General features: G+C 42.9%; 23 protein-coding genes and 2 pseudogenes. 18 read left to right on the top strand and 7 right to left on the bottom strand.

Going from position 1 to position 20,251, the window contains the following annotated elements:
• The first annotated feature begins 239 nt into the window (after positions 1 to 239).
• Positions 240 to 956, top strand: coding sequence for a glycosyltransferase family 2 protein (locus GCU39_RS15065; protein WP_152394276.1), 717 nt, complete (start codon positions 240 to 242; stop codon positions 954 to 956).
• A 313-nt stretch (positions 957 to 1,269) separates the two neighbouring features.
• Positions 1,270 to 1,476, top strand: coding sequence for a DUF1657 domain-containing protein (locus GCU39_RS15060; protein WP_152394275.1), 207 nt, complete (start codon positions 1,270 to 1,272; stop codon positions 1,474 to 1,476).
• Between the two features lie 148 nt (positions 1,477 to 1,624).
• On the opposite strand, the gene GCU39_RS15055 is transcribed toward GCU39_RS15060, so the two are convergent.
• Positions 1,625 to 2,041 carry a VOC family protein gene (locus GCU39_RS15055; RefSeq protein WP_152394274.1) on the bottom strand — a complete coding sequence of 139 codons (417 nt, stop codon included), beginning with the start codon at positions 2,039 to 2,041 and terminating at the stop codon, positions 1,625 to 1,627.
• Positions 2,042 to 2,903: 862 nt separating this feature from the next.
• Here GCU39_RS15055 and GCU39_RS32005 point away from each other — a divergent pair.
• The 13 genes from GCU39_RS32005 to GCU39_RS14995 all read left to right on the top strand — a co-directional run bounded on the left by GCU39_RS32005 (position 2,904) and on the right by GCU39_RS14995 (position 13,297).
• Positions 2,904 to 3,353 carry a reverse transcriptase family protein gene (locus GCU39_RS32005; RefSeq protein ID WP_227793586.1) on the top strand — a complete coding sequence of 150 codons (450 nt, stop codon included), beginning with the start codon at positions 2,904 to 2,906 and terminating at the stop codon, positions 3,351 to 3,353.
• A 124-nt stretch (positions 3,354 to 3,477) separates the two neighbouring features.
• On the top strand, positions 3,478 to 3,861 hold the full coding sequence (locus GCU39_RS32000) for a group II intron maturase-specific domain-containing protein (RefSeq protein ID WP_265333544.1): 384 nt from the start codon (positions 3,478 to 3,480) through the stop codon (positions 3,859 to 3,861).
• A gap of 206 nt (positions 3,862 to 4,067) precedes the next feature.
• Positions 4,068 to 4,697 carry a TetR/AcrR family transcriptional regulator gene (locus GCU39_RS15045; protein ID WP_152394273.1) on the top strand — a complete coding sequence of 210 codons (630 nt, stop codon included), beginning with the start codon at positions 4,068 to 4,070 and terminating at the stop codon, positions 4,695 to 4,697.
• A 5-nt stretch (positions 4,698 to 4,702) separates the two neighbouring features.
• Positions 4,703 to 5,254, top strand: coding sequence for a GNAT family N-acetyltransferase (locus GCU39_RS15040; RefSeq protein ID WP_152394272.1), 552 nt, complete (start codon positions 4,703 to 4,705; stop codon positions 5,252 to 5,254).
• A 225-nt stretch (positions 5,255 to 5,479) separates the two neighbouring features.
• Positions 5,480 to 5,746, top strand: a complete 267-nt coding sequence (locus GCU39_RS15035) for a DUF1871 family protein (RefSeq protein WP_152394271.1) — start codon at positions 5,480 to 5,482, stop codon at positions 5,744 to 5,746.
• Between the two features lie 138 nt (positions 5,747 to 5,884).
• Complete coding sequence (locus GCU39_RS15030; protein WP_152394270.1) at positions 5,885 to 6,109, top strand: hypothetical protein; 225 nt, start codon at positions 5,885 to 5,887, stop codon at positions 6,107 to 6,109.
• 143 nt (positions 6,110 to 6,252) lie between these two features.
• Positions 6,253 to 6,456, top strand: coding sequence for a zinc ribbon domain-containing protein (locus GCU39_RS15025; RefSeq protein WP_152394269.1), 204 nt, complete (start codon positions 6,253 to 6,255; stop codon positions 6,454 to 6,456).
• 299 nt (positions 6,457 to 6,755) lie between these two features.
• A complete protein-coding gene (locus GCU39_RS15020; RefSeq protein WP_152394268.1) occupies positions 6,756 to 7,415 on the top strand; it encodes a response regulator transcription factor in 660 nt (219 codons plus the stop codon).
• Entirely contained in the window at positions 7,408 to 8,904 is a 1,497-nt protein-coding gene (locus GCU39_RS15015) for a sensor histidine kinase (protein WP_152394267.1), read from the top strand. Before GCU39_RS15020 ends, GCU39_RS15015 begins: the two co-directional genes overlap by 8 nt.
• A 145-nt stretch (positions 8,905 to 9,049) precedes the next feature.
• Positions 9,050 to 9,925, top strand: a complete 876-nt coding sequence (locus GCU39_RS15010) for a carbohydrate ABC transporter permease (protein WP_152394266.1) — start codon at positions 9,050 to 9,052, stop codon at positions 9,923 to 9,925.
• A gap of 14 nt (positions 9,926 to 9,939) precedes the next feature.
• A complete protein-coding gene (locus GCU39_RS15005) occupies positions 9,940 to 10,806 on the top strand; it encodes a carbohydrate ABC transporter permease (RefSeq protein WP_152394265.1) in 867 nt (288 codons plus the stop codon).
• Between the two features lie 11 nt (positions 10,807 to 10,817).
• Positions 10,818 to 11,975, top strand: a complete 1,158-nt coding sequence (locus GCU39_RS15000) for an efflux RND transporter periplasmic adaptor subunit (RefSeq protein ID WP_152394264.1) — start codon at positions 10,818 to 10,820, stop codon at positions 11,973 to 11,975.
• Between the two features lie 14 nt (positions 11,976 to 11,989).
• Positions 11,990 to 13,297, top strand: a complete 1,308-nt coding sequence (locus GCU39_RS14995) for an ABC transporter substrate-binding protein (protein WP_193726937.1) — start codon at positions 11,990 to 11,992, stop codon at positions 13,295 to 13,297.
• 553 nt (positions 13,298 to 13,850) lie between these two features.
• Here the strand turns inward: GCU39_RS14995 and GCU39_RS14990 are convergent.
• The 3 genes from GCU39_RS14990 to GCU39_RS14980 form a co-directional block, all read right to left on the bottom strand.
• Positions 13,851 to 15,305, bottom strand: coding sequence for an alpha/beta hydrolase family protein (locus GCU39_RS14990; protein WP_152394262.1), 1,455 nt, complete (start codon positions 15,303 to 15,305; stop codon positions 13,851 to 13,853).
• Positions 15,306 to 15,525: 220 nt separating this feature from the next.
• Positions 15,526 to 15,837, bottom strand: coding sequence for a DUF6223 family protein (locus GCU39_RS14985; protein ID WP_227793584.1), 312 nt, complete (start codon positions 15,835 to 15,837; stop codon positions 15,526 to 15,528).
• Positions 15,838 to 16,201: 364 nt separating this feature from the next.
• A complete protein-coding gene (locus tag GCU39_RS14980; protein WP_152394261.1) occupies positions 16,202 to 16,594 on the bottom strand; it encodes a DUF6223 family protein in 393 nt (130 codons plus the stop codon).
• A 157-nt stretch (positions 16,595 to 16,751) separates the two neighbouring features.
• Between GCU39_RS14980 and GCU39_RS32540 the strand changes: the two are divergent.
• Positions 16,752 to 16,799: pseudogene (locus tag GCU39_RS32540) on the top strand (hypothetical protein); the annotation flags it as partial.
• Between the two features lie 22 nt (positions 16,800 to 16,821).
• Here the strand turns inward: GCU39_RS32540 and GCU39_RS32535 are convergent.
• The 3 genes and pseudogenes from GCU39_RS32535 to GCU39_RS14965 form a co-directional block, all read right to left on the bottom strand.
• Positions 16,822 to 16,908 (bottom strand): annotated as a pseudogene (locus tag GCU39_RS32535) (hypothetical protein); the annotation flags it as partial.
• Positions 16,909 to 17,018: 110 nt separating this feature from the next.
• Entirely contained in the window at positions 17,019 to 17,420 is a 402-nt protein-coding gene (locus GCU39_RS14970; RefSeq protein WP_152394260.1) for a DUF6223 family protein, read from the bottom strand.
• A gap of 73 nt (positions 17,421 to 17,493) precedes the next feature.
• Positions 17,494 to 17,886: a DUF6223 family protein gene (locus GCU39_RS14965; RefSeq protein ID WP_152394259.1), complete on the bottom strand. Its 393-nt coding sequence runs from the start codon at positions 17,884 to 17,886 to the stop codon at positions 17,494 to 17,496.
• 171 nt (positions 17,887 to 18,057) lie between these two features.
• Between GCU39_RS14965 and GCU39_RS14960 the strand changes: the two genes are divergently transcribed.
• A complete protein-coding gene (locus tag GCU39_RS14960; RefSeq protein WP_152394258.1) occupies positions 18,058 to 18,744 on the top strand; it encodes a response regulator transcription factor in 687 nt (228 codons plus the stop codon).
• Positions 18,741 to 19,892, top strand: a complete 1,152-nt coding sequence (locus GCU39_RS14955) for a sensor histidine kinase (RefSeq protein WP_152394257.1) — start codon at positions 18,741 to 18,743, stop codon at positions 19,890 to 19,892. The genes GCU39_RS14960 and GCU39_RS14955 overlap by 4 nt, the downstream gene beginning before the upstream one ends.
• The last annotated feature ends 359 nt before the right edge of the window (positions 19,893 to 20,251 follow it).

The following is a 20,251-nucleotide window of genomic DNA, read 5'->3' as shown; positions in this document are numbered from 1 at the left end:
GTTTATTCTAAACAAAAAAAATAAATAGATAGAGATTCAGATGGCGTCTGAACCATCTATCCATTTCACAAACGTGTCCCGTTAGCTTAAGGCCAAGCGCCGGACTTTAGTCTTATTTTGTAAAGTAGAGAAAGAGTCGTCGCGTCCGTTAGAAATCTCTTTATATACAGTAACAAACAAACAAGCACAATTAATCGGTTGAACATATACCGTTATTGATTGACTTGGAGGTGAGTGAGATGAGTCGGGCTGCTAACGGGTTACAAGGGGTATCTATTATAACAAGCACTAACCGCCCACATTTCTTCTATAATATTCTTAAGAATTACAATAATCAGCTTTATCCGGTAAAAGAACTGATTATTATCTTGAATAAAGAAAACGTGGAATTAGCCAAATATCGAAAAATTGCTCAGAAATATAACAATGTCTCCGTCTATAAGATACCGGAAAAAGAATCTTTAGGTAGATGTCTTAATTTTGCTGTAAGCAAAACGAAATACCCGTTCATCACAAAGTTTGATGATGACGATTTCTACTCACCATATTATTTATCCGGACAAATGAAGGTTTTGCATCAATCTAACGCTGATATTGTAGGAAAACGGGCATATCTTGCGTATCTCGAAGCAGAAAAGCTGCTCATCCTTCGCTTTCCCAAACAACAAAATAAGTTCGTTAGTTTAATTGCCGGAGGGACCATCTTATTTAAAAGACGTGTTTTCGATCGAGTATGTTTTCCTCATGTGTCATTAGGAGAAGATGTCTCATTTTTAAATAGATGTCGGGGTAAAGGGTATAAAATATATGCGCCAAATCCGTATAATTATGTGCAAATTAGAAGAAAAAATAAAAAATCTCATACATGGAAAGGTAGTGATACCTACTTACTAAAGGGGAGTTGCATTTTGGGAAAAACAGATCAATTCAGGAAAATTGCTACGCGAAAGAATTAATTAGGACTCCTGATTCAGCCATGCACGAAGTACAGCAATTTCTCTAGTTGCCGAATGCGAAAAAGCACCTGCAAATCTTTTAATCTTTTTGCTATATAAAACGATTCACCTTGATGTTCAAATCACAATCAACACATCAAAAATGCATGGGCGCGGAGTTCATGCATTTTTGATGGCTACATATAAGGTTTTCTATGCTTCGAAGGGGAGACCCATTTTTAATATATGCGATCAATAGATGATTGCTACAAAAGAATATATTCCTCTAAAAAGGATAAATTAGTGTGGTATGTGCAATATGGAGGAGGATGTAGTGACAGTCGGATCACAAGTAAAAACAACATTAGCAATCTTGAAAAGCGCTCAAGCTTGTCTAGAATCATTTGCGCTTGAAACGCAAAACCAAGAAGCTAAAACCATGTTCGAGAATGCGGCAAAAACAACACAAAGCGTTGTAGAACAAGTATCATCTCGCGTACAGCAATTGGAGAATGAAGAACCTCAATTTAAAGGGTTATAATTGTAGATCTCGAGTCCAGAGGGCGTGGTTTTTGTCACTCGACATATTTTGAACGGATACACCAGTTTACTTTGATCTCCCTGTTACTCGCCATGCGTACACGGTTAAAGGCTGATCGTTTGTATCGCTTAGCCTTTAACCAAAATGTTTACTCCTGAGAGAAAGCCCCCATATCCATATAGGCAATTTCCCACAGATGCCCGTCTAGGTCCTCGAAGCTTCTCACGTACATGAAGCCATGGTCTGCCGGTTCTTTGGACTGCTTGCCTCCTGCAGCTAGTGCCTTATCCGCGAGTTCGTCCGCTTGTGCTCTGCTAATCGCGGAAAGCGCGATAATTCCAGTAGCGGCACAGGTGGCATCAGCTATCGGCTTATTGATGAATGTCTGGAAGTACGACTCCGTTAGCAGCTGCACACACGTGTTGTCATTGATTACTAGGCACGCCGAATTTTCATCGGAGAACTGGGGGTTGAATTCAAACCCAATACTGCTGAAAAATTCCTTAGTCCGGTTCAAGTCCTTTACTGGTAAGTTTACGAACGTGTGGGTTGATTTGTAAGCCATTTTAGACACCTCATCCTATTTTATAAAAATCCGCTCAGGGTCTTTTTCCAAGCGGTAAAACCCAGTGTAAATTACTAAAAGTCGAAGTTTAGGATTTCGATATTCTTCTAGAAAATTCCTTCATCACCTTTCCTCCAATAATATACATTTATATGAACAACTACCCGTTACTTCAATAGTTCAATAGAATAAGGAGCGGCTGTCGCAATACGCTACATTACGCTAACGTGTCATGCGGGAGTCATAACAGGTATTAGGCGTTGTTTGGCATGAAAAACTGAAATGGGAGTTCAAGTTCTAATTTCATACAAACAGGAGTCCTTACTAATCCCGTCGTGTAGATGTCCGGCGCTCGAACATTAAGCTAACGGGACACTATAGCTCAATAAAATAACTTAAACGCGGCTGCCGGCATGGATCGGCAGCCGTGTTGTGCTAAGTGCGCCCGGCATGGGCGATAACTTGGCGGTGAAAATCCGCTACAGACTTGGCAGTAGGAACTGTTAGCTAAAGGCAAGGGTGTCCGCCGTGAGGCGGAATCTGAAGGAAGCCGGAGGCAAACCCTCGGTCTGACGAACAGAAATCATATATAAGGCATCGTGGGACGGACGAGCTTGCTTACCAAAGCAAAGTCCAATACTGCCCGAATCCCATGATGTAGATATGGCAGATAGATGAGGGGAAGGTTATCGCTCTTACCCGGGGAGATCTCACAGACGTGGAGTAGGAAAAAAAATCCGAACGACGGAGTAAAGCTTGCTGTGAGAAGTCAGCAGAGGCCATAGTACCGGGAAGTTTTTTTTCTCGGAAAGGGCTGAACAATCGTAAGTCTTGAATATCTACTCGAAGGAGAATTGGTGCGATGAAAGCAGAATACCGAAAGGGCTGCCTGCAAAGGGATAGTGTGGAACACGAAGAGTATGCAGGAGCGCGGAGCATCGATACTCGGGAAAGCAGAGAAAGAGACGGTGCAATGGACTTGCTAGAAAGGATACTAAACAGGGACAACCTGAACAAAGCCTACAAACGAGTCAAGAGCAACCATGGAGCGCCAGGGATTGACGGAATGACCGTCGAGGCGGCACTTTCGTGGCTGCAAGAAAATAGAGACGAACTACTACAAAGTATCCGGGCTGGGAGATACAAACCGAGCCCGGTACGGCGCAAAGAAATCCCTAAACCGGATGGGAGTGGCGTGCGAAAGCTCGGTATTCCTACGGTGGTGGATCGCATTATCCAGCAAGCCATTGCTCAGCAGTTGAAGGTACCTAGAGAACAAATTGAAGCTCACGATAAATGCACAGAAAAGTAAGGTCGTCAGCGTACTTGCCCAGAAGCACTTTAAATTCCTTGGCTATGCTCTAGGGAAGAACGGGAGCGGTGTCTATATCCGTACCCATAGGCAATCTCTTGCAAAGGCAAAGAAGAAACTGAAAGTGCTAACAAGCCGAAGCCAAGGAAGGAACGCTAGACAGGTTATGGAGAACGTAAAGGTCTACATACGCGGATGGATCGGATACTTTTATGTAGCCGATATGAAGCGAATCCTGCAAAGCTGGAATGAATGGCTACGACGACGAATGCGGATGTACATCTGGAAGCAGTGGATGAAGCCGAGAACGAAGGTACAGAACTTGCGAAAGCTGGGGGTAGCGGAGGGGCAAGCATACCAATGGGGGAATACTCGATTGGGATATTGGCGAATTGCTGGAAGCGCGATACTGCATCGCTCTATTACAAATGAAAAGCTCGCACAGGCAGGGTATTATGACTTCCCTGCGCAGTACGAGCGACTACGTCAATTGCACTTAAACGGTTGAACCGCCGTATACCGAACGGTACGTACGGTGGGGTGAGAGGTCGGCTACTCAACTAATGGGTAGCCTCCTACTCGATCAGGCAGAATAGCTCAATGATTTCGAGAAGATTGAAAATATACACTGGTGTCGGTATAATTCATGATATAAAACGACAATGATGTATATTTTATTGCATACCATTTGTCAATCGTTATGGAGGTGGATTTATGGCACCAAAAGTTAGCGAAGAATATAAAAAAGAGAGAAAAAGAGAATTGATGGAATCAGCCAAGAAGGTGTTTATCGAGAAAGGATTTGTTCATACATCTATGCAAGATATTATGGACAAAGCTGGAATATCAAGAGGTGCATTGTATAGTTACTTTGATAATATTGAACACGTTTTTATCGAGGTATTAAAATATAATGACCAAAAAGACATTCAATATTTTGTGCCATCAGATGAAGTTTCACTATGGCTACAATTAAAAAACTGGGTTGAAGAACAGCAATTTTATATTGAAAATATAGACCAAACATTACTCTATGCAATGGCGGGATTCTTTTTATCATCTAATTACGCAAATGACAAAGATGATTTCCCTTACATTTCTGAACGCTACAATCGAACTACTGAAGCTATAGAAGAATTATTAAATGAAGGTATACGTAAAGGAGAATTTAGACCTCAACAATCTACTCGTTCTATTGCGAGGTATCTCATATCGTTTATAAACGGTTTAATGTTGGACACGTTTCAACTTGGACATGAACAAACAAAAGTAAAGGATCAATTATCCGTCTTACTTTTCTCATTAGAAAAATTAATTAATCCAAATCCGCAAAATAAGGAGTGATCGTAATGTTGTTTGAATCATCAAGAGTGAGATTAAGAAAGATGACAAAGGAAGATACAGAACTTTACCACAAGTGGAGAAATGATATAGAAGTTATGCATTCCACCAATCCATCCTTGGATGTTTATCCGATGGATGCAACTAAAGATTTTGTAGATCATGTTATTTTGGGATCTCAAACAGCCAAAAGCTACATCATGGTTGAAAAAGGAAATGAAACACCAATTGGCATTGTATCATTAGTCAATATTGATTATAAAAATAGAAATGCTGAATTTATTATCGACATCGGGGAAAAGGAATATTGGGGAAAAGGTTATGGTTCAGAGGGGGTGAAATTACTGCTGGATTTCGCTTTTTACGAAATGAATCTTCATCGAGTTTCCCTTAGAGTATTTTCATTTAATGATAAAGCTATTCGATTGTACACTAATATCGGTTTTCAAGAGGAAGGAAATAGTAGGCAAAGTCTATTTAGAAATGGTGAATGGCATGACATAATTCATATGGGGGTTCTGCAAAATGAGTACTTTGAAAAACAAGTAAAAAGTATATAAAACTGCTCCACCGTTATAGAGAGGATAAGAGATGAAAATGACGGGGAACACCTTATCTTAAGATGACTAACGGGACACTATAGCTCAATAGATATACTAAAACACGGCTGCCGGCATAGATCGGCAGCCGCGTTGCGCTAACGGACAGGTTAACGGAATTAAAGCAGCCACATTATAGTATGGTATGTGAATAATGCTGGCGTATTTGGTTTGGGGGAGTTAAAGATGAATCTGTTTACAGTGGTTAAAGAAATAATTGACAATTGGGACCCCATTGGTTTACTTGCAATTCACTGTCCTGATGATGAATACGAAAGCGAAATTCGTGAAATTGTTACGGCTCTCTCTTACACAACCAATGCGGAAGAACTTGCGTCTAAAATAAATAATATACTTTACCAAGCCTTTGAAGAGGACTTTAAGAAATCTAATGATTGTAATGTAATCGCACATGAGATATTGAGGGCACTGCACGAACGAGGATTACGCTAACGGGACACTATAGTTCAATATCAGAAGGGCTGATTTACAGTAATTTATTCACCGAAGCTGGAAAAGTAATACCATGTATAAAATTGGTTTTGCAGGGGATTTTAATTCAATCCATATACGAAGGAGCTGAAGTAAAATATGATTCATCCTAAAGACAACTACGGGGTATTAGGTAATAATATCGAAGTAGATTCGGATGTGAACGAGGATCGTAATCGAGAGGAGCAGTTAGATGATTCCTTTAAGGCCTGGTATGGGAAGATCAACGACCAGGTGAAGCGAAAGCTAGATCTAACGAGCGTTCCGCAGGACAGTGTATTTGATTCAACCGTCGGCATGGATGAGGATCCATCCCAGGATTAAGAACTCAATAACTATACATTGAGGCTGCCGATCAAATTACCGGATTTTCTGGATTTAGCACCTAAACTTATTCTGTTTATTTACACAACCTTCCAAGCATTGGATACGTAAAAAGAAAAATAACATTAGGGAGTGATAGATGTATGAGTGAAAAGGGATGTATTAAATGCGGAAGCAAAGACGCAAGGACGAAAGAAGTAGCAATGACCGGCACAGGACTTTCCAAAATGTTCGATATTCAGCACAATCAATTTGTAGTCGTGTACTGCGTAAATTGCGGGTATTCCGAATTTTACAATAAACAATCTTCGGCCGGTTCGAATGTTCTTGATTTCTTTTTCGGTTGATAAGGTAAAATGTAAGACTACTCCGCTAACGGGGAGCGATAGATCAATAATAGACAGAGTAACGGCAGCCATTCATTTAGCTGCCTTTTCTCAACTAACGGGCAGGATAACGTAACTATTACATAATTATTATGTCTTTATTATTGGGGCGATTTTTATATAAAGAGTCTGACGTATTTAAAGAAACAGTTTGTTACAGGACGTTAAAATCTATTTATTGGCTAAGTTGAGGGACTATAATGGCTGCATATATAATAGAATGCATGAATGGAAATTGGATGTAGAGGTGTTTAAGAAACATGAATAAAATACTAGTTATTGAAGATGATTTTGATATTCAGGAACTGATCAAAGAGTTTTTGAACGCTCAAAATTACATCGTAGACGTTGCAGACGATGGACTGGATGGAATTCGCATATTTCAAGATCATGAATATGACCTTATCTTATTGGATGTGATGCTGCCCAAGATGGATGGGTATCAAGTTTGCAAAATGATCCGGAACGAGTCGCCATCCGTGCCGATTATCATGTTGACGGCTCTTGCTGATGAGTACGATGAAATCAAAGGCTTTGATCTGGGAATAGATGACTATATCACAAAGCCATTCTCATTTAATATACTTATCAAACGAGTGGAAGCCGCTTTAAGAAGGGCAAATGTAAACGAATCTGACGTTATTCGATTTAAAGAAGTAGCGTTAGACAGAAATGGATATACTGTGTTAGTAGGCAGCGAAAAAATTGAATTGACTACCAAAGAATTTGAAATTCTTCGTTCTCTGCTGGATAACAATGGACGCGTTGTTACCCGGGAAGCTTTACTGGATCAGGCTTGGGGACTCGAATACTTAGGGGACGATCGGATCGTCGATACGCATATCAAAAACTTACGCAAAAAAATAGGGGTTCCATACATTAAAACAGTAAAAGGAATAGGATATAAATTTGATGAGTAGAGTAAGACGCAAAGGAATTACCTATAAGATATTTATTATTACAAATGCGTTGCTGATTGCAAGTACGTTTCTCATTTTTGTCATTTTCTACTACTTTCTTCCTACTTTCTATCATCAGTATAAAGTGAACACGCTCAATAAGGCTCTGGATCAATTGATTTCGGAAACGGAGAAGAAAAGCTTACTTGATGCAAAAAAGGATCTGGACAATTTTACGATGCAGCAGAATGTTTCATTAGTCGTGGTGAATGAAAACAATCGTATCGTTTATCTCCCTTTAGTCCCTCTATCTTCTATTCTGACTGGGGAAGAGAATCTAAAATCCGACATTGATATTGATTCAGTCCCTCTGACTTCTATTGTAACTGGGGATGAGGATCTAAAATTCGCAATAAATATCGATAAAATAAAGCATACCAAGGATGTTTATAGCCAAGAAAGACAAATTTCCCTACAAGAGGGGACATATACGCTGCTCATGACTGCCACGCTTCAGCCCATAAATGAGGCTTCCCAAGTGATGGTTCAGTTCGCGCCTTATGTATTGGTACTCATACTGTTGATCTCGATAATTGGAGCTGCGATATATTCACGATTGATTTCCCGACCATTGCTTAACATGAATCGCGTGGCCGAACGGATGGCCAATCTGGACTTTACACGCACCAGTACGATTGATTCCGATGATGAGATCGGCGAGCTGTCCCGCAGCTTGAACCGGCTGTCGTGTAATTTGCAGGAATCGATGACAGATCTTCGGCAAGCGAATCAACAATTGTCCATCGAGATTGACAAGGTGCGAGAATTAGAAGGCAAGCGCAGCGCATTCATCGCCACGGTGTCCCACGAGTTGAAAACACCGATTACTGCTGTTTCGGGACAAATTGAGGGGATGATTCATAACATTGGTGCTTACAAGGATCGAGACAAGTATTTGCAGCGTTCGTATGTCATTATGAAAGATATGGAGAAGCTCGTTTATGAACTGCTGAACATTTTCAAGCTGGAATCCGCTGGATTCGAACCCCAATTAGAGTTAGTAAATGTATCGAACCTCGTACAGAATAGTATGCGTCGTCTTGAATATGCGAGCAATGACAAATCAATGGTGGTTGAAACGAATATCGTGGATTCCTTATGGGTTCGAGCAGACCGCAATCTTATTGAAAAAGCAATAACGAACGTCATTCAGAATGCTATTCAATATTCAACATCCGGGGAGCGAGTGTTCATACGTTTGGAGAGTGTTAGGGATCATGTTGTTTTTCAAGTACTGAATACAGGCGCTTCGATTCCTAGTAATCAGCTAAGCGAAATCTTTGAACCATTCCACCGAATTGAGAAATCCAGAAACCGCAATACCGGCGGAAGTGGACTTGGTTTATATATCGTGAAGCAGATCTTGGACGTACACCATATTGAATATTCCATTACAAATACGGAAAAAGGCGTTTTGTTTCAAATGAAGTTTCAAAGAGAAGATTCCTGACTTTAGGGCTTCTCTTTTTTTATGTTGAAATGGACTCCACATAAACTCCAGATATACTCCATATGAATTCCATGTTGATCCCTTATGCTAATAACACTACCCAGAGAAAGAAACATCATCTGTGAAAAAAAGAAGGGGGGTTCGCATGAGATTTCGACAGTGGCTTAGCAAGGATACAGCGACCGCCTTATATTTCTTGGCACCAAGCTTGATTGGTTTTTCGATCTTTTACTTGATTCCTTTTGGAATGGGCGTCATGTACTCGTTCCAGGACGCTAATACAGACGGTTCCTTTGCTGGTTTTGCGAACTATCAACAATTGTTCGCTAGTGCATCATTTAACAAAGCGGTCAACAATACGCTTTGGTTCACCGGTATAAGCGTACCGCTAATCCTTATCATTTCTCTTGTTATCGCGATACTGTTGAATCATAACGTGTACATTCGCAATTGGCTGCGTACGGCATATGTCATGCCTCTTGTCGTTCCAGTAGCCTCCATTATTCTCGTGTGGCAAGTGCTGTTTGATTGGAATGGAACGCTCAACGCCATCTTGAATAGCTTCGGGATTGATCGCATTGACTGGATGAAGTCGGAGTGGGCCCGTGGTGTGGTCATTGTTGTCTACATTTGGAAGAATATTGGGTATAATATCATCTTATTTTTAGCCGGATTGCAAAATATACCAGACGATTATTATGAAACGGCTGACGTGGAAGGCGCGGGGACCATCCGCAAGTTCACGAATATTACGTTAGTTTACCTGCTACCAACGACTATCTTTGTTGTTCTGATGTCCATTGTGAACTCCTTTAAGGTGTTCCGGGAGACTTACCTGATTGCCGGGAGTTATCCGCATGACAGTCTCTATATGCTGCAACACTACATGAACAATATGTTCTTATCATTGGACATACAGAAGCTGACCGCCGCTGCCGTTGTAACGGCTGGCAGTATATTGTTGCTCGTAAGTGTACTTTTTGCCATGGAACGCAGATTTCGAAATTTCATGGATGGGTAGCGAAAGGGGAATTTATGAAAATTGCACCAATGCTTATCAAGCAACTGAAGACGCTTTTTCTAGTCACCTTTGCGCTTATTCTTCTTACACCAATCGTGTTGACTGTAACCAATTCATTAATGACGGAACAGGAAATCAGGTTGAACTATGACGCGCTTGGAAAGACTGCCAATGCTGCCGATCAGTTCGCCAACATTAAGCTGATTCCAGATTGGGTATCACTAGAGCAATATGGAAAAGTATTAATCCATACATCTACATTTCTACACATGTTCTGGAATTCCGTCCTTCTTGTCGTACCGATCATAGCAGGTCAAGCGATTGTTGCCTCATTAGCGGCTTATGCGTTCGCCAAGCTGCGGTTTAGAGGTCGGGACAAGCTGTTTCTGGTTTATTTGCTTACGATGCTGATGCCGTTCCAAGTGACATTGGTACCCAACTATATCGTGATTGATAAACTCGGACTCATGAACAGCAATGCGGCTATCATTTTGCCGGGGATTTTTGCAGCGTTTGGCGTATTTTTGCTCCGCCAATTCATGCTCAATATTCCTTATTCGTATATCGAAGCGGCTAAAATTGATGGAGCCAGTCAGGCTCGGATTTTTTTATCTATTATCATGCCGATGGTAAAGCCAGCGTTTGCAGCACTCGTTATTCTTTTGTTTGTTGATCATTGGAATATGGTCGAACAACCGCTAATTTTTTTGCAAGATGATCTCAAGCAGCCGTTATCAGTATACTTGTCGAAGATTAGTGCAGATGCACGTGGTGTAGCCTTCGCTGCTTCCGTTGTGTACATGATGCCGATGCTGCTGCTGTTTTTATACGCAGAGCGTTATTTCATTGAAGGCATTCAGTTGTCGGGAATTAAAGGGTAAGGGGGAACGAGATGCAGTTTCATAACGAAAAAAATGCTGCCAAGCGAAATCGGGTAATTGCAGTCATTTTTGGGGTTTTTATGAGTGTGCTGTTGCTGCTGACGCTGCTCAGCAATACGCTCCAAACGGTGGCGCTGCCAAAAGTAACGACAGATAGAGCAGTAATGAAAGCATTATCCAATAGCATTGAAGGCAACGGGGTAATTGTTCCACGGAGGATGAAGGAATTGAGCAGTGACAGCGGTGGAAGGGTCGCTGTCCTGCATGTCCACGACAATGACACCGTAAAAAAGGGACAGGTGCTTATTACATTCGACAGTGCAGAGGCGGAGCAACTGCTGCTCGATGCGGAAGATCAATTGAAGAAACAGAACTTGAACCGTGATTTGTTGAAAGAGCAATTTGTTTTGGCACAGCGGAGTGGGAACGAGGAGGAGATACGTAAAGCTAAACGAGACTTAGAAATCGATCAAGTGGATCGGGACATGGCACAGCGTAAAATTGAAAGCATGAAAAGGGATATCGCTCGCAAACGGACAATCACTGCTCCATTCGACGGAAAAGTGGAAGATATTAAGGTTGAGAAGGGCGAGAGCGCTTCTCCAGGACAGCCGCTTCTGAGTCTTGTCAATAGTAAGGAAGGATTTCAAATCACGTTCGGGACGAATGCAGATGCAGCCGCTCTATTGCTAATAGGGGATAAAGTTGACATTGAAATTAAGGGAAACAAAACTCAGCGCTTGAAAGGCTCGATTGCCGACATTCAATCAGGTCCGTCGGGAAACAGTGGTAATCAAGAAAGTAGCCAGGGAGGTGAAACCGGTGGTAACGGAACCTTGACGCAAGCGTCCATCAAGGTAGATGTATCAGGAGGGAAACTGCAAGGAGGCGAGCAGGCAAGCGTGAAAGTTATGAAACAAGCGAAGGAGCAAGGTCTTCTCATTCGCAAAAACCTGCTTAAAAAGGACGGACAGGGGAGCTATCTATTTATCGTTCACGCAAACCGAAGTTCGCTCGGCAATACGTATACGGCGCAAAAGGTATATGTGCAGACAGGAGAAGAGAATGAGGATGAAATCATTATTCTTGACGGACTATCACCTGGTGAAGACATCATTGTAGAATCGAGCGATCCATTACAGGATGGTAATCGAATACGATTGAATTGAAAGGGATGATCGATATGAAGAGATTCGTAATTATTTTGTTAGGTACATGTTTATTGTTGTCAGCATGCGCAAGCGGCAGTTCTGAGTCAAGTAAGGATGTCTCGGGTGAGAAGAAAACAGTTACGATTTCCGTAATGAAAAAGGATCGTTTCCTGGAAACGGCAGCACTTAAGTTCGAGGAGACACATCCGAATATTAACATTGATTTCAAAGAAAACCTTAGCTTGCCGGAAGGGGGTGGGAACATTGATTTGAACAAATACGTTCAAACGGTTACCACTGAGGCTCTTGCAGGGAATGCTTCAGACATCATCGCGATGGGATATCTACCTGTCGATAAGTTCGTTCAGAAAAACATGTTGGTCGATTTATATGGGCTAATGTCAAAAGATTCGGCGTTCGATAAAAATCAGTATTATAAAAATATAATGGAAGCTTCACAAACCGGTGATGGACTTTATGCGATGCCGGTCTCTTTCTCAACCTCCGCCATGCAAGGAAAATCCGATCTGCTAGAGAAAGCGAACGTATCCATTAATGATACGTCCTGGACATGGGATGATTTCAAGAACTTTACATTGAAGGTGAATGAGAAAGCCGATTCAGATTATTTCGGGATGATCAGTGCATTTCCGACGCAATTGCTGAACGATTTTTTTGAAGAAAACTACTCAGAGTTGGTTCAACCGGAAGAGCACAAAGCGAAGTTTGATTCTAAGATGTTCATAGATAAAATGAAACAAGTCAAATCCATGTACGATGAGGGAATTCTTAGTAACGGAGAGCTTGCAGATCTTGATAAAGGGCTATTCACCGACCTTAATCTTAATAGTCCGAAAGAATCTTTACCCAAACTTCTTAAGCCTAATACGCAGCTGTTGCGGAAACCGACCAAAAGCGGCACATTTCGAGGAGGTTCGTTCGATTCATATTCAACATTCGGGATTAACAGCAAGTCGAAGGTTCAGCAAGAAGCTTGGGAGTTCATGAAATTTTTATTGTCGGAGGAAATGCAGTCATCCCCTGAAATGAGTGGATTCCCTCTTCATAAAGCAGTGACTGAAAAGGAGCTCAATACAGTGAAACAACAAATCCAGGATGGTCAAATCGAGCTCCCCGATGGATCAGACGAGAAATTGTTGGATGAGCGTATCAATCTACTGAAAAGGTTCCTGGAGGAAGCGGGGGTAAATACAGCAGGAGATATAAAGATTAAATCGTTTGTCTTGGAAGAATTACGAACTTACATGAGTGGACAGAAGTCGGCGGAGGAAGTAAGCAATTTGATCCAGGACAGGGTAATGACGTATTTGAATGAATAATCATGTGGATAACTAGGTCGCATATTATAAAAATGGACCTCCCCTGGGTGCTGTAGTCAGTTTGTTCAACTAACGGGACACGATAGCTCAATGATGACACGACGGCAGCCGGCCAGAACGATCGGCTGCCGTCGTTGCGCTAACAGGTAGATTAACGCTAAAAATAAAACCAAATACTCGAACATTATTTGATTAACATAAGACCGGATAACTGATTTTTTCAGAAGAGTGTAAAGATAATAGAGCAGATATTTTATTATCCGCTCTATTAACAAATATAGCCAGGCTACATTTGTTAATATTTTTATTTTAATAACTCATCCATCCGCTCCTTCATTTTCGACAACCTACCCAACTATGTTCGTCCTGATTTTCTAGATATAACAAAATTAAAGTCTAACGCTTTCCGGCTTACTGACTGCATCAGATGCCACTAAATAATAATCATGAACTGGGGTTGCTGAGTTCTCCCCTATTTCCTCCATCCGAACGACCAACGTTAATACATGTAGACGATCAGGCGATCAAGAAGATTTCCTAGTGCCACCTAGAATCACCTCTTTTCAAAGTGCACTTCAGGATATTGTTTTGGTGGTCCATCAAGTAGTTTTGATGGTATATCCTTTAGGTACTTATCAAAGAACGCCAATGTGTAAGAATCAATAATATTGTTTGCCCGATCTCCATCGATTGGTCCGGTTAGGCCTGCCCACGACATCAGTGGTGAGAAGAGTGGCGCATCGGAAAAGTTTACGTGAAAAGTGCCAGGTATCAAAACTAAGTAACCGTCTTTCGACAGTTTCTTGTAAACCGACCTCATAGTTATTTGAGTTTTATCTATATCCTCTTTCGACCACCCTTCCATCTTCATCCACTTAGCTTCACGACTGATAAACATGGTTGGTTGCTTTAAACCAGAACGAACCACATTGGCAGGCATATGAACATCCATTGCTATGAAGGCACGCAAACGAGGGTCTAAGTAACTGGCTTCGGCACCTACAAGACCACCCATTGAAGGTCCAAACATACCAACGTTCTTAAGATCCAATCGTCCAGTCAGGATTCTTCTCGGATCAGATTGGTTTAAGGCGGTGAGTTGATCAAGTGCAAAAATAACATCCTTAGCGAGATAGGGTATAACAATGTTGTCAAAGAATTCGCGATCAGCTGGTATACCACTCTGAGCCCCGGGAAGAAGGCGAGAGTCGAGGGATATCAAACGACCATCAGGAAATACGACTCCGCTAGAGGTGTAAGGATGGTCGATGGAAGCCACAATGTAGCCATGTGACGCCAATTCCTCAAACATATGGGTGCTTTCTTGACGAAAACCTCCACGCCCAGCTGAAAAAATTAGTACTGGATATTTAGACTCATCGGTCGACACAGTTGCAGAAGGAATAGCATGAGTTTGAACGTATTTAAATTGATCAAAGATAAATCCCGGAAAACCTAACAAGTGGGCAAGTGATGCTAGGGAGTCCGTCTCCTGAATGTAAGGAGCGTAAGGCGATGATAGATTTCCTTTGGCTGGATACCAAATCTGTACCATGATTTCACGACGATCATTGGGATTATCTGTGAAAATCTCCGAGCGAGTTTTATCTACCCAATGATAGGTCAATGTACCGATTTGGTTAGGTCCTGACGGTTGTGGTAAGTGGAATACAGGAATAAGAATCGGTAGAGCGGAAGAAACGATCAGTCCCAGTGCTCCTAGACCAGTAGCAGAACCGGAAACAAGTCGCCTAATCATACTTGTTCCGCCAAGCTTAGGCTTTCGCACAATATTTTTAGCTAGACAGGCCACGAAGAGTATCCCACTCATGATATAAGCTGGGATCATCCCCCAGCGCGAACCCTCCACCAGTACCTGAATACCGGTTATTGGCAACGGTACGAGAGCCAGATATCGTACCCACCGTATTGGCCGTTGCAATGGGATTACCAAGGCAAAAAAAGCCAGTAAATTGGCAAACAGTAGTATTATTTCAATAAGTCTCATCACATCACCCCATATTGGTTACTAACCAAAAAATTTTTGATAATAGATCTGCATTATCAAGTTGGACCTGGGTGGGCAATAATTGATGCTTGCCTACATTTCCTTATCAAACCTGAATGCCCATCACGTGCTGCCGCATTAATAATATTCCAAGCTTATACACAACAAAGCGGCTTATCCCCATTCCGGGAAGGAAACAAATAATCCGAATCCAATAGTGTTAGGTCAGCTTTTTACGACGGGAGCGGACTAGAATCAGACAAGCGAGAACCACGCCAATTAGCCCCAACACGATGGCTACGATGGACCCAGCTTGCCCGTAGCCAGTGCCGAAAAAACCAGTGGCGTCGAAAAGATGCCGCCCGCCGACATAGATGCTGAACAGAGCTATCACGATGGCTACGATGGCCCAGTTTCGTATGTTGCCGTTGCCGAAAAGACCGATGGAACGGGCCAGAGCCACCCCACTGATGACTACGCTGATCAGCCCTATTACCACGACCACGATGGCCTTGAGTAGTTCGATGGTCATTTCATCACCACCCCAACCATTTCAGCAGAAGCCATCGTTGGTATCAGTAGAATTGTACAAAGTATTCCGAATGAAACTAGTTTCATTTTCATATGCTCATTCCTCCTCCTTATTGTTTTTACAAACTGAATCTATATCAGCTTTCAGTTTACACAACAATTGTCGAGAACTTATGCAGATTTTCCTCCGTTTACGTGGACTTCTTTAAAGTGATGGGAGAGTAGTGAAAAATCGATTGAAATCTGTTATTCATTCAATACGTTGTGAGGGCCTTCTAAGAAAGAAAGGTTATCTGGGTTTGGATTAACCAGATAACCTTTTACCTAAGGAAAAATTCAGATCAAGATATTCAAACCCTTTTAGGTCAGCCAGCACGGCGGGAGCGGATCAGAGTGGTACCAGCAAAAATTATGCTAATGATCCCCGTCACGATGGCGATGACAGCCGCGGCTCTTCCGTCGCCAGTGCCGAAATCACCAGGGAACATGGTCATATGAATTAAAGCATAGACAATGACGATCAGCGCCATCACTACGGATAAGATGGCCCCGTTTCGCCCACCATTGCCAATACGACGGATGAAGCGGGATAGAGACAGCCCAGCAAAGATTGCGTTCATCAGCCCCACAAACGCGACTACCGTGGACCAGATTCGCCCGGTCGTGATTACATATCCGACTTTATTTTCAGCAAAGGCAATCGTTGGTACAAGTAGAAGTGCACAGAGTATTCCGAATGAAACTAGTTTCATTTTCATATGCTCATTCCTCCTCTTTATTGTTTTTACAAAACTGAATCTATATTAGCTTTCACTTTACACAACAAATGTCGAGAACTTATGCAGATCTTCCTCTATTTTGCATGGATTTCTTTCAGAGAAAACAAAAACCATGCTCTTGGATGGGGCTTGATGGATACGTTTATTTTACTCTTGCATACTGTTTGCACTGTTTCTTGTAGCTTTTCTACACTCACTTCGTTCGGATCAATTCGATAGCCAGCATGAAGTTCCTCCAATCGGTTTGCGACCAAAGGTTGATCTGAGGTTTGTGGGATGACAATAAGAGGCACTTCATAATAGAGAGCTTCAAACTCGTACTATTCATTCCTTCATGCGTAAAAAAAGGCCTGTATGCTGTAAAACTTCAAGCCCTTATTTGGTTAATGGCTTGTATTTCGGTTCAGCTAGCGCGATATCGGGAGGCCAACCAAGCCATTCCAGAGAGGACGATCGTGATGATCGACAGTATGACGGCAAAGGCGGCACCACCTCGCCCGTTACCGGAACCAATATCGCCGGTAGTGTAAACAAAATGCGGCCCAGCGATAAAAAAGGCAATCAAAGCCAACGCGATGGCCACGAGGGTCGCAATTCGCCAATTACCTTTGCCAGAACGATCAGAGGCTCGGGCCAAAGACAACCAAGCGATGCCCACACTACCCAACCCCATCACTGCGGTCATGAGGATCTTGATTCGTGCGGGAGTAAAATCGTAGACTTGTTCAGCTGAGTCAGCTGAGGCAATCGTCGGCACAAGTAAAAATGTACAAAGGATTACAAATGAAACGAGTTTAATTTTCATGCCTAGCCTCCCTTTCATGATTAGTTTACAAACTAACTTCACGTTCTTAAAAGAATCAGAAAAAATATTCGAATTATTTGTCACGAAGAGAGCGGAACCAAGCCATTCCAGCGAGCACCAATCCGATCAGCCCAATCACGATCGCTATGATCGCTCCAGCACGCCCGTTGCCAGCACCAAAACCAGCAGGCGTAACGGCTAGATGAAACATGGAGAGAAGCACACAAAATAGACCCAACACGATGGACAGAACAGGCCATTGACCAGTGGCAAAACGATTGGTTGGACGGGCAAGAGCAATCCCAGCAACAAGTGCGCTGCTTAGCCCAATCAGCACAGCCGCGAAAGTCAAGAGCCGCCCAGGGGTGATACTACCATAACTAACACCAGTCCCTTCAGCAAAGGCGATTGTTGGCACAAGTAGAAATGTACAAAGGATAATGAATGAAATGAGTTTTATTTTCACGATGATTTCTCTCCTTTCACATTCAGTTTACACAACAAATGTCGAGAACTTATGCAGATCTTGCTCTTTTTGCGTGAATTTCTTTAAGGACCTACCAAATCACGGTATAATTTCGATAAGCGATATAACTCTCGTCAATGGAAGCAGACTAAAGGGAAAGATGTGATGGGAATGGAAGCGAAATTGTTGCTTGTGGAGGACGAACGGGGCATGCTGGAGGAGATGCAGACCTATCTGCAACGTGAAGGGTTCCGGGTATTGACCGCCTGTACCGGCAAGGAAGCGCTCATGATTGCCCGGTCTGAACGGCCTGATCTCGTCGTGCTTGATTGGATGCTCCCGGAGAAAAGCGGAATCGACGTATGCCGCGAAATAAGGCAAACCTCGCATTGTGGCATTATTATGGTCACGGCACGATCGGATGAATCGGATAAAATTGTCGGTCTGGAAATCGGCGCGGATGATTATTTGACGAAGCCGTTCAGCTTGCGCGAGCTGGCTTCGCGCATCCGAGCTTTACTTCGCCGCTTACGCGGACCTGAAGATAGGTCGATGTTCTTGGAAAGAGACAACTTGATCATTTCCGAGGCTAAATGTCAGGTATTCAAAGACGGTCAGGAAATCCAATTAACACCTACCGAATTCAAAATTTTGTTGATGCTGGCCGGACATCCCGGCATTGTCTTTAGCCGTTTGCAATTGTTAAAGGCTGCTTTGGAGGATGAGTACATGGGATACGAAAGAACGATGGATTCCCATATCCGGAATCTTCGCCGCAAGCTGGAAGATGATCTGGCCAATCCCCGTTATATTCAAACGGTATACGGTTTCGGTTACCGATTCGGTGGTTGTTCATGAAGATGACGGTCCGCATGAAAATATTTGCCTATATGGTACTGCTCGTGCTCATTATAAGCTTCACTTTCTCTCTGACAACGCAAGTCTACACAGCCGACTTGATCGATCAATTTCAAAGGGAACAAATCTATACCGACTATTTGAGCTCCGCGCCGGAAGAGCAATTCGAAATCTTTAAATCTTATTTCCTTGGCAACACGCGGCTGGACGCACTACTTCAAGCCACGCATGGCATGCGTTTGCTCTTTTTTGGCGCGATCGGGTTGATCTTCAGTTTTTGGTTATCGGGGATTCTGACCCACCCGCTCAAGAAGCTTATAGCCGCCATAGAGCGCGTGGCGCAGGGTGACCTGAAAGTCAAAGTACCTGTAGATACGAAAGATGAGTACGGAAAAGTCGCCCAAACATTCAATGATATGACGTTGCGCCTGCGTGAAGCTGAAGAAGCCCGAAGACGGTTGGTGGCTGATGTCGCTCACGAACTTCGCACGCCGCTGTCCGTTATGCAGCTTAAACTGGAAAATTATCAGCAGGCCGGTCATCATATCTCGCCGGAAATGCTGCTTCGGCTTCATGACGAGGTCATCCGGCTCAACCAGCTTGTGGACGACCTTCATGTCTTATCGCTCGCCGAAGCGGGCCGGTTGTTGCTCGATCACAAACCGCTCGATCTGACTGCACACCTGGAACGAATTGTGGATGACGTGAGATACGAAGCGGAAGAAAACGGATTGGATATTCGCCTCTGTACGAATTCGAGACCGGTTACCATGATGGTCGATGCGAGACGGATCACGCAGGTTTTCATTAATTTGCTGACCAATGCGATTCGTTATACGCCTCGTGGAGGGAAGATTACGGTTAAAATCGAAGACCGGGTCGTTGATCGGAATGCTTTCTTTGCGTGTGTCTCGGTGATCGATACCGGCATCGGAATACCGGCGGAGGAGTTGCCCCACCTATTCGATCGATTTTACCGCGTAGAAGAAGCACGCTCGCGGCATACAGGCGGTACGGGGCTTGGATTATCCATCGTCCATCATTTTGTAAGAGCCCATGGCGGTTTCATCCGCGTTGCGAGTCAGCCTGATGAAGGTACTATATTTACCGTATATCTACCTAAAGGCAAGGAGATTTTAAAAAATTGACAACTCCGGCGCAGAAACATGCAGGAATTCCTCTTTACGATTGCCCCTGGGATCCGGCGTGCATATGCTGCCATTATCCACAACAACAAAATTCTGTTCTTAGAACAACTTGATAATTACAGAATAATTCCTCAGTTTGTTGTTCCAGAGTTAAAAGAGTTAGATTTTACTGAAGGCATTAAACATATAGTGAACAGAGAAGAGAGATTAAACTAACGGGATACTATAGCTTAATAGAAACTAAGACGCGGCTACCGACATGGATCGGCAGCCGCGGATGTAACCCTGTACATATGTACAGGGTTTTTATGATATATACATACGAATGACGGGGTTGATAGCCAATCGGGTTTAGGGTA

This window comes from Paenibacillus guangzhouensis (genome assembly GCF_009363075.1).
Lineage (GTDB): Bacteria > Bacillota > Bacilli > Paenibacillales > Paenibacillaceae > Paenibacillus_K > Paenibacillus_K guangzhouensis.
This window is presented reverse-complemented; position numbering and strand designations above follow the sequence as displayed.

Coding starts and splice junctions, on each gene's coding strand:
- GCU39_RS15065 (WP_152394276.1), top strand. CDS start 240: ATGAGTCGGGCTGCTAACGGGTTACAAGGGGTATCTATTATAACAAGC.
- GCU39_RS15055 (WP_152394274.1), bottom strand. CDS start 2,041: ATGGCTTACAAATCAACCCACACGTTCGTAAACTTACCAGTAAAGGAC.
- GCU39_RS32005 (WP_227793586.1), top strand. CDS start 2,904: ATGAAAGCAGAATACCGAAAGGGCTGCCTGCAAAGGGATAGTGTGGAA.
- GCU39_RS15045 (WP_152394273.1), top strand. CDS start 4,068: ATGGCACCAAAAGTTAGCGAAGAATATAAAAAAGAGAGAAAAAGAGAA.
- GCU39_RS15040 (WP_152394272.1), top strand. CDS start 4,703: ATGTTGTTTGAATCATCAAGAGTGAGATTAAGAAAGATGACAAAGGAA.
- GCU39_RS15035 (WP_152394271.1), top strand. CDS start 5,480: ATGAATCTGTTTACAGTGGTTAAAGAAATAATTGACAATTGGGACCCC.
- GCU39_RS15030 (WP_152394270.1), top strand. CDS start 5,885: ATGATTCATCCTAAAGACAACTACGGGGTATTAGGTAATAATATCGAA.
- GCU39_RS15025 (WP_152394269.1), top strand. CDS start 6,253: ATGAGTGAAAAGGGATGTATTAAATGCGGAAGCAAAGACGCAAGGACG.
- GCU39_RS15020 (WP_152394268.1), top strand. CDS start 6,756: ATGAATAAAATACTAGTTATTGAAGATGATTTTGATATTCAGGAACTG.
- GCU39_RS15015 (WP_152394267.1), top strand. CDS start 7,408: ATGAGTAGAGTAAGACGCAAAGGAATTACCTATAAGATATTTATTATT.
- GCU39_RS15010 (WP_152394266.1), top strand. CDS start 9,050: ATGAGATTTCGACAGTGGCTTAGCAAGGATACAGCGACCGCCTTATAT.
- GCU39_RS15005 (WP_152394265.1), top strand. CDS start 9,940: ATGAAAATTGCACCAATGCTTATCAAGCAACTGAAGACGCTTTTTCTA.
- GCU39_RS15000 (WP_152394264.1), top strand. CDS start 10,818: ATGCAGTTTCATAACGAAAAAAATGCTGCCAAGCGAAATCGGGTAATT.
- GCU39_RS14995 (WP_193726937.1), top strand. CDS start 11,990: ATGAAGAGATTCGTAATTATTTTGTTAGGTACATGTTTATTGTTGTCA.
- GCU39_RS14990 (WP_152394262.1), bottom strand. CDS start 15,305: ATGAGACTTATTGAAATAATACTACTGTTTGCCAATTTACTGGCTTTT.
- GCU39_RS14985 (WP_227793584.1), bottom strand. CDS start 15,837: ATGACCATCGAACTACTCAAGGCCATCGTGGTCGTGGTAATAGGGCTG.
- GCU39_RS14980 (WP_152394261.1), bottom strand. CDS start 16,594: ATGAAAATGAAACTAGTTTCATTCGGAATACTCTGTGCACTTCTACTT.
- GCU39_RS14970 (WP_152394260.1), bottom strand. CDS start 17,420: ATGAAAATTAAACTCGTTTCATTTGTAATCCTTTGTACATTTTTACTT.
- GCU39_RS14960 (WP_152394258.1), top strand. CDS start 18,058: ATGGAAGCGAAATTGTTGCTTGTGGAGGACGAACGGGGCATGCTGGAG.
- GCU39_RS14955 (WP_152394257.1), top strand. CDS start 18,741: ATGAAGATGACGGTCCGCATGAAAATATTTGCCTATATGGTACTGCTC.